Source organism: uncultured Citricoccus sp., from assembly GCF_937871995.1.
Classification (GTDB): domain Bacteria; phylum Actinomycetota; class Actinomycetes; order Actinomycetales; family Micrococcaceae; genus Citricoccus.
The window spans coordinates 24,466-38,004 of record NZ_CALMQR010000102.1 but is presented as its reverse complement, the minus strand read 5'-3'; the positions used below and the strand labels follow the sequence as shown (position 1 = coordinate 38,004).

General features: G+C 71.7%; 12 protein-coding genes and 1 tRNA gene. 6 read left to right on the top strand and 7 right to left on the bottom strand.

Features of this window, described 5'->3' with window-relative positions:
* Positions 1–6 precede the first annotated feature (6 nt).
* Genes rarD through Q0283_RS12095 form a run of 5 tightly spaced genes read right to left on the bottom strand, consistent with a single transcriptional unit; the run spans position 7 to position 7,699 of the window.
* Positions 7–915, bottom strand: coding sequence for an EamA family transporter RarD (gene rarD / locus Q0283_RS12115; RefSeq protein WP_183527681.1), 909 nt, complete (start codon positions 913–915; stop codon positions 7–9).
* A complete protein-coding gene (eccCa, locus tag Q0283_RS12110) occupies positions 912–4,976 on the bottom strand; it encodes a type VII secretion protein EccCa (RefSeq protein WP_298044835.1) in 4,065 nt (1,354 codons plus the stop codon). The genes rarD and eccCa overlap by 4 nt, the downstream gene beginning before the upstream one ends.
* Positions 4,973–6,046 carry a hypothetical protein gene (locus Q0283_RS12105; protein WP_183527669.1) on the bottom strand — a complete coding sequence of 358 codons (1,074 nt, stop codon included), beginning with the start codon at positions 6,044–6,046 and terminating at the stop codon, positions 4,973–4,975. Before Q0283_RS12105 ends, eccCa begins: the two co-directional genes overlap by 4 nt.
* The gene (gene eccD / locus Q0283_RS12100) at positions 6,046–7,404 is read right to left on the bottom strand and encodes a type VII secretion integral membrane protein EccD (RefSeq protein ID WP_183527667.1); all 1,359 of its coding nucleotides are present in this window, start codon (positions 7,402–7,404) and stop codon (positions 6,046–6,048) included. Before eccD ends, Q0283_RS12105 begins: the two co-directional genes overlap by 1 nt.
* A gap of 1 nt (position 7,405) precedes the next feature.
* The gene (locus Q0283_RS12095) at positions 7,406–7,699 is read right to left on the bottom strand and encodes a hypothetical protein (protein ID WP_183527659.1); all 294 of its coding nucleotides are present in this window, start codon (positions 7,697–7,699) and stop codon (positions 7,406–7,408) included.
* Positions 7,700–7,892: 193 nt separating this feature from the next.
* Here Q0283_RS12095 and Q0283_RS12090 point away from each other — a divergent pair, with 193 nt between their 5' ends.
* The 4 genes from Q0283_RS12090 (at position 7,893) to htpX (ending at position 11,049) form a co-directional block, all read left to right on the top strand.
* Positions 7,893–8,222: a hypothetical protein gene (locus tag Q0283_RS12090; RefSeq protein ID WP_010143169.1), complete on the top strand. Its 330-nt coding sequence runs from the start codon at positions 7,893–7,895 to the stop codon at positions 8,220–8,222.
* Positions 8,223–8,277: 55 nt separating this feature from the next.
* A complete protein-coding gene (locus tag Q0283_RS12085) occupies positions 8,278–8,580 on the top strand; it encodes a hypothetical protein (protein WP_010143170.1) in 303 nt (100 codons plus the stop codon).
* Between the two features lie 126 nt (positions 8,581–8,706).
* Entirely contained in the window at positions 8,707–10,095 is a 1,389-nt protein-coding gene (locus Q0283_RS12080) for an FAD-dependent oxidoreductase (RefSeq protein ID WP_298044833.1), read from the top strand.
* A gap of 90 nt (positions 10,096–10,185) precedes the next feature.
* Complete coding sequence (htpX, locus tag Q0283_RS12075) at positions 10,186–11,049, top strand: zinc metalloprotease HtpX (RefSeq protein ID WP_183527655.1); 864 nt, start codon at positions 10,186–10,188, stop codon at positions 11,047–11,049.
* A 1-nt stretch (position 11,050) separates the two neighbouring features.
* Here the strand turns inward: htpX and Q0283_RS12070 are convergent, their stop codons facing one another.
* Together Q0283_RS12070 and Q0283_RS12065 are read right to left on the bottom strand one after the other, a co-directional pair.
* A complete protein-coding gene (locus Q0283_RS12070; protein ID WP_183527653.1) occupies positions 11,051–11,533 on the bottom strand; it encodes a hypothetical protein in 483 nt (160 codons plus the stop codon).
* An 8-nt stretch (positions 11,534–11,541) separates the two neighbouring features.
* Positions 11,542–12,030 carry a YajQ family cyclic di-GMP-binding protein gene (locus Q0283_RS12065; protein ID WP_010143175.1) on the bottom strand — a complete coding sequence of 163 codons (489 nt, stop codon included), beginning with the start codon at positions 12,028–12,030 and terminating at the stop codon, positions 11,542–11,544.
* Between the two features lie 130 nt (positions 12,031–12,160).
* On the opposite strand from Q0283_RS12065, the gene Q0283_RS12060 reads away from it, so the two are divergent.
* Both Q0283_RS12060 and Q0283_RS12055 read left to right on the top strand, forming a co-directional pair.
* A tRNA-Tyr gene (locus Q0283_RS12060) sits at positions 12,161–12,245 on the top strand.
* Positions 12,246–12,325: 80 nt separating this feature from the next.
* Positions 12,326–13,492, top strand: a complete 1,167-nt coding sequence (locus Q0283_RS12055; RefSeq protein ID WP_183527651.1) for an RtcB family protein — start codon at positions 12,326–12,328, stop codon at positions 13,490–13,492.
* Positions 13,493–13,539: the final 47 nt, after the last annotated feature.

The following is a 13,539-nucleotide window of genomic DNA, read 5'->3' as shown; positions in this document are numbered from 1 at the left end:
CCGGGATCACCCCCGCGGCTGCCGCCGTGCGGCCCGCAGCGAGTCCCAGCTGAGCACCAGCAGGGCACACCAGACGAGGATGAACCCGGCCCACCGGCCGGCGGTCATCTCCTCACCGAAGACCAGCAGCGCCACGAGGAACTGGATCACCGGGGTCAGGTATTGCAGCATGCCCATCACGGACAGCGGCAGGCGCCCGGCGGCGGCACCGAAGAGGATCAGCGGGATGGCCGTGACCAGTCCGGAGGCGGCCAGGATCCAGAAATGACCGGCACCTTCGGAGAGCAGGGTGAGCCGGCCCGATGCGGACAGCCACCAGACACCGGCCGCCATCACGGGGACCAGGACCACGGTCTCGGCGGCGAGCGAGGACACCGGGTTCACGGAGACCCCGAGCCGGTTCTTGGCGATCCCGTAGCCCCCGAAGCTCAGGGCCAGGCCCACCGCGAGCCAGGGGAAGGACCCGTGACCGACCACCATGACCGCTACCGCGGCCACGGACAGGCCCACAGACACCCACTGGGCCGGGCGCAACCGTTCGCCGAACATCACCACGCCAGCCAGGACGGACACGAGAGGCAGGATGAAGTAGCCCATCGCCGCCTCCAGGGTCTGCCCGGAGACCACCGCGTAGGTGTAGATGGCCCAGTTCGCGCCGATGAGCACCGAGGCGAGGGTGGTGGCTCCCAGGCGGCCCGGGCTGCCCAGGAGCCGGCCGACCTCGTGCCAGCGACGCAGGGCGAACAGCAGCACGGCGCAGGTGACCAGGGTGAAGCCGATGCGGACCAGGACCACTTCCAGCGCGGTCGCCGGGGCCGTGGCGGCCACGTACAGCGGCAGCCCGCCCCAGAACAGGTAGGCCCCCGCCCCGTAGGCCAGCCCGCCCGGGGTGACGGGACGCTGGGCCGTGGTCACTGCGAGGCGCCGTCGTAGAAGGTCTGGACCGTCATGACGGGCTTGCCCGTGACGAGCAGCTGGCCGCGCCCCGGGGGCAGCCTGCGCGCCTTGACGCCGTTGATGAGGCTGCCCTCGCCCTTGTCCCCGGACAGGATCAGCGCGGAGGTCCCGTTGTCCCGCAGGGTGGAGAAGAAGGTCTCGTACATGCCGCGGGAGGACCCGCGCACGCGCCGGGTCAGCACGTAGTTCATCCTCAGCTCGGCGGCCATCGGGATGAACGGGACCAGCGGCGCCAGCGGGGACTGGCCCCCGCCGACGGTGAGGATGTCGTAGTCGTCGATCAGGGCGACCATCCGGGCGCGGCGCTGGGGGACCGACTGGTCCTGGCCGGGGTCCTGGCGCTTCTTGATCTCCTGCAGCACGGCGTTGGTCAGCTGGGCGCCCACGGCCGCGTTGGTGGCGTAACCGCCCAGGTAGTCCTCCGGGACCTCGTCACCGAGCACCCGCCGCGGGTCCCAGACCACGAAGAACAGCTCCTCGTCGGTGTGGGTGGCGGTGAAGCGGCGGATGACGTTGCGCAGCAGGTTCGTCTTGCCCGTCTCCTCGTCGCCCATGACGATGAGGTTGCGGTCCTTGTGCTCCAGGTCGAGGCACTCGGTGCCTAGGTCCAGTTCGCGCAGCCCCAGCGGGAGCAGGCCCTGCCGTTCGGGCGTGGGGCAGGTTGCGGCCTCGACGACGCCCGGCAGCACCCGGACCTTCATGGCCGAACCGGTGGTGAAGGACCCGACCTGGCCGACCAGCTCCCTGAGCCCGTCGGTGACGGAACCGGGTTCGGCCCGGCCGTCGATCCGCGGCAGGGCCACGTGGGCCTGCAGCCCGGCCGGGGTCAGGGCGCGCCCGGGGGCCTCCGGATTGACGTTGTCCGCCAGCCTGCGGTCGATCGTGGACTCGCCGGCATCGGTCAGGCGCAGTTCCAGCCGGTGCGTGAAGAAGGACTGGTGGGTGGAGCGGACCTCGTTGTTCCGGCTCACCGTGGTGACCACGTGGATGCCGTAGCCGCCGCCGCGGGTCATGATCGCGGTGACCTTGGGCACGAGCTCCTCGAACTCCTCGGCGAACTGGCCGTGGCCGTCGACCACCAGGAAGATGTCCGCGCTGGGCAGCTCGGGCAGGCGGCCCTCGGCGTGCATCCTGCGCATGGTCGGCAGGGAGTCGATGGCGTACTGCTCGAAGATGCGCTCGCGGTGGGCGAGCATGCCCGCCACCTCGTCCACCGTGCGGGTGATGACCTCCCGGTTGGTGCGGATGGCCACCCCGCCCACGTGCGGCAGCTGCTGCAGGGGCAGCATCCCGGCCCCGAGCAGGTCGACGCAGTAGATGCCGACCTGGTGCGGGGAGTGGGTCAGCGCCAGCGCGCCGACCAGGGTGCGCAGCGTGGTCGACTTGCCGGACTGCGGGCCGCCGTGGACCAGCAGGTTGCCGGAGCCGGCGGTGAAGTCGATCTCCCACAATCCCTGCCACTGGCGGGCCGGGTCGTCGAGCAGGCCGATGGGCACGGTGAGGTCGCCGCCGGCGGGCAGCCGCAGTCCGTCGCCGGTGTTCCTCGGCTCGCCCACCGCCTGGTCCAGGGTGATGGCCGGCGGCAGCGGCGGCAGCCAGATCGGCTGCACCGAACGGGGGAAGGTGCGCAGGGTGTCCATCATGGTGGACATCACCGTGGGTCCGGTGGTGCGGCGGGCCGGGCCGTCCTGCGTCACGGACCCCGCCGGGGCGGCCCCGCCGGTCCCCGCGGCGGTGCGGGCCTCCTCGAGCACGAGGGCGTAGTCCGTGGCCCGCAGCACGGGCGGGACCTCGTCCGCCGGGTCGGGGACCTCGGCCTCGTCCTCGAACACCTCGTCCTCCATCGGGCCGGAGACATAGCCGGCCTTGAACCGCGAGTACACGGTGGTGTCCACCTTGAGGTAGCCGTACCCGGGCAGCGGGGGCAGGTGGAAGGCGTCCGGGGTGTCCAGCACCGTGCGGGACTCGGACTCCGAGAGGGTGCGCAACCCGATCCGGTAGGACAGGTAGGTCTCCAGACCGCGCAGCTTGCCGGCCTCGATGCGCTGGGAGCTCAGCAGCAGGTGTACGCCGATCGACCGGCCGATGCGCCCGATGGACAGGAACAGGTCGATGAAGTCCGGGCGGGCCGTGAGCAGTTCGCCGAACTCGTCGATGATGACGACCAGGTGGGGCAGCGGCGGCAGCGGCCTGTCCTGCCGGCCCGAGGCCAGTTGCTCCTCGCGGTGGATCTGGTAGTCGGTGATGTTGGCGATGTTCCCCGCGGACCTCAGCACCTCCTGCCGGCGCAGGATCTCCCCGTTCAGGGAGGCGTAGACGCGCTCGATCAGGGTCAGGTCGTCCGAGAGGTTGGTGATGATGCCGGTGACCTGCGGGGCGCCCTCGAACGGGGCGAAGGTGGCCCCGCCCTTGAAGTCGACCAGCACCATGGCCAGCACCTCGGGGGAGTGGGTGGCCAGCAGGCCGAAGACCAGCGAGCGCAGCATCTCGGACTTGCCGGAGCCGGTGGCGCCCACGCAGAGCCCGTGCGGGCCCATCCCCAGTTGAGCGGCCTCCTTCAGGTCCAGCAGCACCGGCTTGCCCTTCTCGTCCGGCCCCAGGGGAACCCGCAGGAAGTCCGCGTGGGGACGCGGCTGCCACAGCCGCTCGACGTCGGCCCGGTCCAGCTGCGGGGACAGCTCCAGCATCTGCAGGAAGGACCGTGAGGCGGCGGTCTCCGCCCCGGTGCGCTCGAGCGAGTCCAGGGAGAGCCGCAGGGGCGCCAGCTCGGAGACGATCCCGGCCGCGGTGTGCTCGTCCAGCGGGTCCAGCCCGCCCTCGGTGCGCTCGGGGCTGCCCTGGTCCCGGGTCCGGTCCTCCAGCAGGAAACCGGTCCGGCCGTCCGGGCGCGGGCCCTGGCCGGTGAGGCGCAGGGAGACCTCGGAGGGTTCCTGCAACCGGTCGGCGCACAGGTGCAGGGCGGTGATGCCCCGGGCCTGGAGGCTGAAGTGGGAGTCGCCGAAGTCCAGGTCCTGGGCGTCCGCGCCGTAACCGTCCACCACCACCACGAGCCGGGACAGGGTGGGCGGGCCGGAGGTGAGCTCGGTGCCGAACCGGGTGTTCTCCCCGGCGGCCTTGGAGCGGTACTGCAGGTCGGCGTCGAGCAGTTCCAGCAACGAGCCCGCGTCCGGGGCGATGAGCTTGACCGCGCCGGTGAAGTGCTGGGCGGAGGTGTCGTCCAGGTGGGGGAGCAGTTCGAGCCAGTCCCAGTCCGGGCGCCGGTGACGGGGCGTGATGACCGCGATCCGCAGGTCCTCGGGGGACTGCAGGGCCGCGGCACCGGTCAGCAGGGACCGGGTCACCTGCAGGACGAACTCGCGCGGGCCCACCACGGAGATGTTCCCGGCCGAGTCCAGCGGCACGGTGACCGGCATGTGCGGGGCGGCCTCGAAGCGGCGCTGGAGCACCTCGGCCTCGCGCACCATGAACTCGTCCTGGATGGCCGTGGCGGTCTCCAGCAGGTTCACGCCGATGTCCCGGGTGGGCAGGTGCCCCGAACCGATGCGGCAGCGCAGGAAGTCCTCGTGGTAGCGGCGCCGCTCCCAGAGCCGGGCCGGGTCCCGGACGATGTCGAACAGGGCGGCCGGCGGCGGGCTGGCGGTCCGGGCGGCCTGCTGCGCCTCGATCTCCTCGTCCCGCAGCCTCGCGCGGGTGCGCTCCAGGTACCGGGTGTAGGTGTCCCGCAGGATGGTGCGCTGCCGGTTGGCCTTGCCCCGTGTGGAGATGAACATGGCCACGCCCACCACCACCGAGACCATCATGGCGATGGCGCCCACGGCGGCGAACGGGCTCTGCCGGAACGTCATCATCACCATCATCGAACCGCCGGCGGCGAGCATCGGCAGGATCGTCATGATGCTGCCGCCCCCGGCCTCGGCGGCCGCGGGGTCGACCGGCTGGGGGCCCTCGATCGAGAACGGCCGGAACCGGCGTGCCGGCGCGGACGTCCGCGCCGGGCGGTGGACGACCTTCTGGCTCACCGGTGCCCTCCCCGCGCCGGACCGGCCCCGTTCGCCAGGCCCAGGACACGGCCGGACAGCTCGGCCACGGCCATCCGGTTCTCCGGACGCGTCAGTGGCAGGGACACCCCCACCCCGGTGGCCAGGTGCCGGTCGTGGCGCAGGGCCACGGACAGCACGCCCACCCGGCTCAGGGCCGCGGCCTGGGCGAGCGGGTCCAGGACCCCGGCCGCGTCGGTGGCGACGACGGCGGCCGCCACCGGCACCGAGGACAGGAACGGGTCCTCCCGCCAGTGCCGCAGGTACCCGGTGGCCTCGTCGATGCCCGCGGGGGTGGCCGGCGTGACGAACACGGCGGCGTGGCTGCGGGCCAGCGCCGCGGCCGCGTCCGGGGACTGCGGCCCGGTGGGGCAGTCCAGGACCGTGACGGGGAAGTACCGGGAGAGGCCGGAGAACAGCGCGGTGGTCGCCGCGTCGCCCAGTGGGTGGCCGGCCACCCGGGGCCCGGTGTGGAACAGGTCCTCCCCGGACACCGCCATCCGGGAGCCCACCTCCTCGAGGGTGGCCGAGGTCATCGCGGACAGTTCGGCCGCGAGCTGGTCCGCGCCGGGGGCGGGCACGGACAGGGTCGTGCTGCCCAGGCGCAGCCCGAGGGAGCCCAGGGCGGGATCCAGGTCCACGGCGGCCACCGGCTCGGGGCGCAGCGCCGCGAAGGTCCGGGCCATCATGGCGCTCACCGTGGTCTTGCCGGCGCCGCCGCGCAGGGACACCACCGCGATCCGGCGCCCGGTGGTGACCGGGGCCTGGATCACCCGGGCGTGGGCGGCCATCCGCTCCGGGGTCGGGTCGTGCCGGAACAGGGCGCCCAGCGCGCGGGCCGAGCGGGCCCACAGGGACAGGGCTGGCCGGCGGGCGTACTGCCGGGCCGCCCGATCGGCGACCGGCTCGAAACCGGTCAGCGGGTCGTCCTGGCCGCGGGCCACGTCGGACCGCAGGTCCACCGGGGTGGACCACCGGGCGTCTGCGGAACCGGGGAGGGGGCGGTCCGGGAGGGGGCCGGCGTCGGTCCAGGGATCGTTCAGGCGGGTCATCAGAAGGTCTCCAACAGTGAGGCGTAGATCCCGAAGTAGCCGATGAGCAGCGGGATGACGGCGAACAGGGCCAGGCCCTCGAGGGTGTCCCCGGTGCGGCGCACCCGGGCCTGCGCGTGTTCCGGGAGGGTCACCGAGAGACCGGAACCGGTCAGCAGGGCGAGGCCGAGCAGGACCACCAGGAACACGGCGTCGGCCTCGGGCAGGAAGTCGACGGCCAGCCGGACCAGGGCCAGCACCCCGGTCGCGGCGGCCAGGTACAGCGGGATGCGCTGGGCCGCCAGCGGGAAGGACCGCGCCCGCAGCCCGACGGCCAGGGCCAGGAACGCCAGCATCGGCAGCGAGAAGGCGTGCCCGCGGGTGTCGGTGCCCACCAGCCACACGGCCAGCGCCAGGGACACCGCGCACGCGACGGCGCTGGCGATCAACCCGCCGTGGGCCGATTCGATGGCCCGCCGGGCGTCCGTGCGCAGCACCGGCCGGCCGCCGGCCTGGCCGTCGTCCAGCCCGGCCAGCCCGGAGGCGCCCAGGGCGATCGTCGGCAGCAGGCCCAGCACCAGCAGCGTGACGACCCCGGCGATGCCCGCCGCGCCGACGGTCACCTCCGCGTCCCTGCCGCCGATGGCCCACGCGGCGACCGCCGGGGCCACCGCCCAGGTCAGGGTGAGCCCCCCGGTCACGGCGGCGGCGATGAACATGGACAGGGGCCGGCGGACCACGAACCCGAGAAACCCGAGCACGAGCGCGGTCAGCGCCCCCAGGCCCACCGCCAGCCATGGGGTGTCCAGTCCCAGGCGCACGAGCCCGGTGGCCGCGAACAGCGCCCCGGTGCCGGTCAGGGTCCCGGCGACCGCCCGCATCCGTCCCGGGGCGGCCAGGGACGCGCCGGTGACGAGCAGCACGGCGGCCACGCCGAAGCAGGCCCACCCGGTCCAGGCGTCCTCGGCCAGGAAGCGGTCCAGCAGCCCGACGACGGCCAGCCAGGCCCCGAGGGCGGCGAGCACCCCGCAGACGAGGAACCGGTAGGTGTCCGACCAGCGTCCGGGCACCGCGTCGGTGGCATCGGAGACGGTGTCGTTGAGGTCGTAGATGATCGGGGCCGGCGGGGCCTCGGTCTGCGAGACCAGTGCGAGGCGCTCGCCGTCGAGCACCCCGGCCTCCGCGAAGGTCTGCACGGCGGGCACGGTGTCCCCGTCGGAGCGCACGAGCACCTTCGCGCCGAGGGACTCCCGGGGCCGGTCGTCGAGCACGTCGAGGATCTGCGGCATCAGCGCCCCGACGGGGGTGTCCGAGGGCAGCAGCAGGTCCGCGTTGCGGCGCTCGCCGGACAGGGAGATGCGCGTGTAGGGGTGGGGCACGTCAGGACCTTCCGGGCAACGGGGAGGAGGAGGGGGCGGCGTTCAGGGACTGGCTCTGGCGCTGTTCGCGCTCGGCACGTTCGTCCTGCCAGTTGGTGATGACCATGACCACGAAGGAGATCGCCACGCACAGGGCGCAGGCCAGGGCCGCGGTGACCACGCCGTAGACGAGGACCCGGGTCCGTTCCCGCCAGCGCCGCTCGGTGGGGTTGGCGCCGAAGAGGAAGGCGGACGTCAGCCGGTTCCGGCGCACCTCCACCGATTCGATCAGCTGCGCGTCGAAGTCCATCGCCATGGGCTGCGATCCCCCTCTCGTGTCCCGTCACCGACCCTGCCTATCATTCCAGTCCCGGCGGCCCCGGACGGACACCCCATACCGGCCGGACATGGGTAGTTCTCCCCATCGGGGCCGGTTGACTCTCCCCGGCCCGGGCTCGGAGGATGGGACCACACGCCACGGGGCCACCGGGCCTATGACACCCAAGGGGATGAACCAGCTCATGAAGCTCGAGATGACGGACATCGACGTCTTCCACAAGTCCATGCAGGACTCCGGTGACTCCGGGGAGCAGCTGCTCGCCGAGGTCGTGAACCTCGAGAACGCCGTGGAGCAGCTCAAGCACACCTTCAAGGGCTCCGGTGCCGTGGCCTACAACAACTTCATGGTCGAGGTCGACGCCTGCGAGAAGAAGCTGTACGAGGCGTTGGGCCTGATCAACGTCGGCCAGGGCGAGATGTACAAGTCCTACGTCGACCAGGAGGAGACGATGACCTCGGACGCCGAGGCCCAGCCGGTCGACTTCCCGATGGGCCGCTGAGCCGCCCGGCGCACCCCTCGCCCCTCCCACCCGACCCCCGAAAGGACCATGACCCATGAGCACCATCTCCTACGACTCCGGCGCAGCCGCCTCCTACGAGGCCGAGGTCGCCGCCATCACCGGCCGCATCGAGGGCATCATCGGTGACCGCGAGTCCCAGAAGAACTACGTCGCCTCCAACTACCAGGCCACGGACAACGACGCCGACTACGACATGGTCGAGCAGAAGTGGCTCGAGGCCGCCGACGCCGTGCGGGCCCTGGTCGTGCAGGCCCGTGAGCTGATGGAGAAGAACGACGACACCGCGGCCACCGCGCACTCCCGTGCCTCCGGCGCCATCGCCGGCATGCGCGCCTGATCCCCCGGTTCTCACCACCCAGGGGCGGTGACCTGCACCACGGAGGTGCACGTCACCGCCCCTCGCCGTCGCCCGGAGGATAGACTGGAGTGCTGTCTGCTCTCTCGTCTTACGGAAGGACACTTCGTGACCTCTGCCCCCGACCGCCCCCTTCGCCTCGCGATCGTCGGAGCCGGGCCGGCTGGCGTGTATACGGCAGACCTGCTGACCAAGGCCGAACGGGACTTCGAGCTCAGTATCGACCTGTTCGACCGCTACCCCGCCCCGTACGGGCTGATCCGCTACGGCGTGGCCCCGGACCACCCGCGGATCAAGGGCATCGTCAAGGCCCTGCACAAGGTGATGGACCGCGGTGACATCCGCTTCCTGGGGGACGTGGACTTCGGCACCGACCTGACCCTGGAGGACCTGCGCCGCCACTACGACGCGGTCGTCTTCTCCACCGGTGCCATCCGGGACGCCGACCTGGACATCCCGGGCATCGGGCTCGAGGGCTCCTTCGGCGCCGCCGACTTCGTGTCCTGGTACGACGGCCACCCGGACGTGGACCGCGAGTGGCCGCTGACCGCCAAGGAGGTCGCGGTGATCGGCAACGGCAACGTGGCCCTGGACGTGGCCCGGATGCTCTCCAAGCACGCCGATGACCTGCTGGTGACCGAGATCCCGGAGAACGTGTACGCCGGCCTGAAGGCCTCCCCGGTGACGGACGTGCACGTCTTCGGCCGCCGCGGCCCCGCCCAGGTGAAGTTCACCCCGCTGGAGCTGCGCGAGCTGGCGCACTCGAAGGACGTGGATATCGTGCTCTACCCGGAGGACTTCGAGTTCGACGCCGCCTCCGAGGAGGCGGCCGCCTCCAACAACCAGGTCAAGACCATGGTCGGCACGCTGACCAACTGGCTGGTCGAGGAACAGGACACCGGGGCCTCGCGCCGGCTGCACCTGCACTTCCTGCAGCAACCGGTGGAGGTCCTCGGCGAGGACGGTGCGGTCACCGGGCTGCGCATGGAGCGCATGGAACTGGACGGCACCGGCAACGTGAAGGGCACGGGGGAGTACACCGACTACCCGGTCCAGGCCGTCTACCGCGCCATCGGCTACCACGGGTCCCCGGTGCCCGGGCTCGCCTTCGACGAGCGCCGGGGCGTCATCCCCAACGACGCCGGCCGGGTCCTGGACGGGAACGGCACCCCGGTGCCCGGTGTCTACACCTCGGGTTGGATCAAGCGCGGCCCCGTGGGCCTGATCGGCCACACCAAGGGCGATGCCCTGGAGACGATCGGGTGCCTGCTGGAGGACCAGTCCGATCTGTGGACGGCCGAGGTCCCGGACGAGCAGTCGATCCTGGACCTGCTCACCGAGCGCGGGGTCCGGTACACCACGTGGGAGGGCTGGCTGAAGCTGGACGCCCACGAGCTCTCCCTGGGCGCCGCGGCCACCGAGTCCGGTCCGGTCGAGCGCGAGCGCGTCAAGGTGGTCGCGCGCGAGGAGATGGTGGACATCAGCCGCGCGCAGTGATCGCCGCCGGCCTCCGCAGCCCGGCCCCGCGGGGAATCTGCGGGGGCCGGGCTGCGTTGTAGCGGACACGAGACCCGAGAGGACGTGGGCGTGCACCGCCACAACAACGGACTGAAGACGACCCTGCTGTTCGCGGGCATGTTCGCCGTGCTGCTGGCCATCGGTGGCGCGATCGCCGCCGGCACCGGACGGGCGGCGTGGATCTGGGTCTTCGCGCTGATCGGCGTGGCCTCCACCGCCTACAGCTACTGGAACAGCGACAAGATCGCCATCCGGTCCATGCACGCCTACCCGGTCACCGAGGCCGAGCAGCCGGAGATGTACCGGATCGTCCGCGAGCTCTCCGACCGGGCCGGCCAGCCGATGCCGCGGCTCTACGTGGCGCCCACGCCGTCCCCGAACGCCTTCGCGACCGGACGGAGCCCGCAGCACGCCGCCGTGTGCTGTACCGAGGGGATCCTGCGGATGCTCAACGCCCGGGAACTGCGCGGCGTGCTCGGGCACGAGCTGATGCACGTGTACAACCGGGACATCCTGACGTCCTCCGTGGCGGCGGCCATGGCCGGCGTCATCACCTCGGTGGCGCAGTTCCTGATGTTCTTCGGGGCCGGCCGGGACAACCGCAACGTCAACCCGCTGGCCCTGATCGCCCTGTCGCTGCTCGCCCCGATCGCGGCGTCCCTGATCCAGATGTCCATCTCGCGGACCCGGGAGTACGACGCGGACGAGGACGGGGCGAAGCTGACCGGTGACCCGCTGGCACTGGCCTCGGCCCTGTACAAGCTGGAGCACGGGATCCAGGCCGCGCCCCTGCCGCAGGAGCCCCGGCTGGAGACCACCGCGCACCTGATGATCGCCAACCCGTTCCGGGACGTGCGGAAGCTGTTCTCCACGCACCCGCCGATGGGCGACCGCGTCCGGCGGCTGGAGGGCATGGCCCGCCAGCTCGGCTGAGTCACTCGGCCGGGGCCAGCCCTCCGGCGCGCTGCCAGGCCCGGACCAGGTGGTCCTGCACGGGGTCCTCGGCCAGCTCCTCCGCCCTCTTCTCGGCCTCGCGCAGGGCGCCGTTGGAGGCCTGCCGGGCCTCCTCCGCCACCGCCCGCTCGTGCCGGAACCAGGCCCGGTCCTCGAACCGGGGCTCGTCCGCGATCGACTCCAGCTGCTGGGTCACCAGCCGGTGGTTCTGCTGCACGGCCCTGAGCCGGTCGGGTTCCAGCGCCTGCGCCACGAACCCGCCGTGCACCACCAGGCCCCGGCGGGCGTCGATGCCGTGCCGCAGGGCCAGGGCCAGCAGCCGTGCCGGTTCCACCGTGCCCGGGTCCGGCCGCCAGTCCAGGTCGGCCAGGCGGCGTCGGCCGGCCTTCTCATCGGCCAGGGCGAGGCCGAGCTCGATGTCGGCGGTGTAGACGGTGCTGTCCGGGGTGATCAGGTAGAGCACGGCGTCTCCTAGCGGAAGTTGATGAACTGCAGGTCGGCGTCCTCGAAGTCCTTGAGCAGGGCGATGGTCGACTGCAGGTCGTCCCGTGACTTGGAGGAGACCCTCAGCTCGTCGCCCTGGATGGTGGCCTTGACCGACTTCGGTCCCTCGTCACGGATCAGCTTGGTGATCTTCTTCGCGGTGGGCTGGTCGATGCCCTCCTTGATGGAGGCCTCCAGGCGGTACTCCTTGCCGGAGGCGTACGGCTCGCCGGCGTCCAGGGACTTCAGGGAGATGTTGCGCTTGACGAGCTTGGACTGGAACACGTCCAGAACCGCCTTGACGCGCTCCTCGGAGTTCGCCTTCATCAGGATGGACTCCCCGCTGAAGTCGAGTTCCGCGCCGACGCCCTTGAAGTCGTACCGCTGCGCGATCTCCTTCTGGGCCTGGTTCAGCGCGTTGCTGACCTCCTGCTTGTCGACCTTGCTGACCACGTCGAACGTCGAATCGCTGGCCATGTCTCCTCTTCCGTGGGGGGTGGTTTCCGGTGTCGTGGCCAGCCTACCCGTCACGGATTTCAGAATCAGGGCAGGGCTCCGGTAAAGTGAGTTCTCGCCTGCTCCACGGATGCGTCCGGGGAGGGCCCGCGGCAGATTACCCGAGCGGCCAAAGGGGGCTGACTGTAAATCAGCTGGCATTGCCTACGGGGGTTCGAATCCCTCATCTGCCACCAGTGAACGGCGCCAAGGCCCCGGGACCACCACGGTCCCGGGGCCTTCGGCCTTCCCGGGCCCGCACGGCACCATGGTGACCATGGAGCACATCACCGACCGGCTCGTCAGCTGGGCCTCCCTGCTGGACGAACAGACCCGCGAGCAGGCCCTCGCCACCTCCCGGCTGCCGTTCATCCACCCCCACGTGGCCCTGATGCCCGACGCCCACCTGGGCAAGGGCGCCACGGTGGGCTCGGTCATCCCCACGCTGGGGACCATCATCCCGGCCGCCGTGGGCGTGGACATCGGCTGCGGCATGATCGCCGTGCGCACCCAGTTCTCCGCGTCCGACCTCCCGCAGGACCGCGCCGCGGTGCGGCGGGCCATCGAGCGGGCCGTGCCCCTGAGCGCCGGCCACTACAACAGGACGGTCAGCCCGACGGCGGCCCCGCGACTGTCCGAGCTGGCCGACGCCGCCGCGGCGGCCGGCCTCGACCCGGCCTCCTACGCCGGGAACTGGGAACTGCAGCTGGGATCACTGGGCTCGGGCAACCACTTCATCGAGATCTGCGTGGACGAGCAGGACCGGGTCTGGACGTTCCTGCATTCCGGTTCCCGCGGGGTGGGTAACCGGATCGCCCAGCACCACATCCAGGTGGCCACGGCCCGGGCGCGCCGCTCGGGGGTCAGCCTGCCGCACCCGGACCTCGCCTACCTGGACGAGGGCACCGAGGAGTTCGACCGGTACATCCGCGAGCTGCGCTGGGCCCAGCACTTCGCGCTGCTCAACCGCGAGGAGATGATGGACCGCGTCCTGCGCCAGGTCTCGGACTGGATGCGGGCCCCGGTGCAGGAGCAGGAGAGGATCAACTGCCACCACAACTTCACCGAGTCCGAGCACCACTTCGGCCGGCAGGTCTGGGTCTCGCGCAAGGGCGCCATCCGGGCCACGGCGGGGGAGCCGGGACTGATCCCCGGATCCATGGGCACCGCCTCCTACGTGGTGGCCGGCAAGGGCAACGAACTCTCGCTGAACTCCTCCCCGCACGGGGCCGGACGCTCCTACTCCCGCAGGGCCGCCCGCCGGACCTTCACCCTCGCCCAGTTGCGCGAGGCCATGGCCGGCATCGAGTACCGGGACACGGAGGCGTTCCTGGACGAGATCCCGGCCGCCTACAAGCCGATCGACCGGGTCATGGCCGACTCCGCGGACCTGGTCTCCGTCCGGCACGCCCTGCGCCAGATCGTCAACGTCAAGGGCGACTGAGCGCCCCGGCACTCCTTGCTACCGTGGTCGGGGCCCCTGCCGCCGTC

Coding starts and splice junctions, on each gene's coding strand:
- Q0283_RS12105 (WP_183527669.1), bottom strand. CDS start 6,046: ATGACCCGCCTGAACGATCCCTGGACCGACGCCGGCCCCCTCCCGGAC.
- Q0283_RS12065 (WP_010143175.1), bottom strand. CDS start 12,030: ATGGCCAGCGATTCGACGTTCGACGTGGTCAGCAAGGTCGACAAGCAG.
- Q0283_RS12090 (WP_010143169.1), top strand. CDS start 7,893: ATGAACCAGCTCATGAAGCTCGAGATGACGGACATCGACGTCTTCCAC.
- Q0283_RS12085 (WP_010143170.1), top strand. CDS start 8,278: ATGAGCACCATCTCCTACGACTCCGGCGCAGCCGCCTCCTACGAGGCC.
- Q0283_RS12095 (WP_183527659.1), bottom strand. CDS start 7,699: ATGGCGATGGACTTCGACGCGCAGCTGATCGAATCGGTGGAGGTGCGC.
- Q0283_RS12055 (WP_183527651.1), top strand. CDS start 12,326: ATGGAGCACATCACCGACCGGCTCGTCAGCTGGGCCTCCCTGCTGGAC.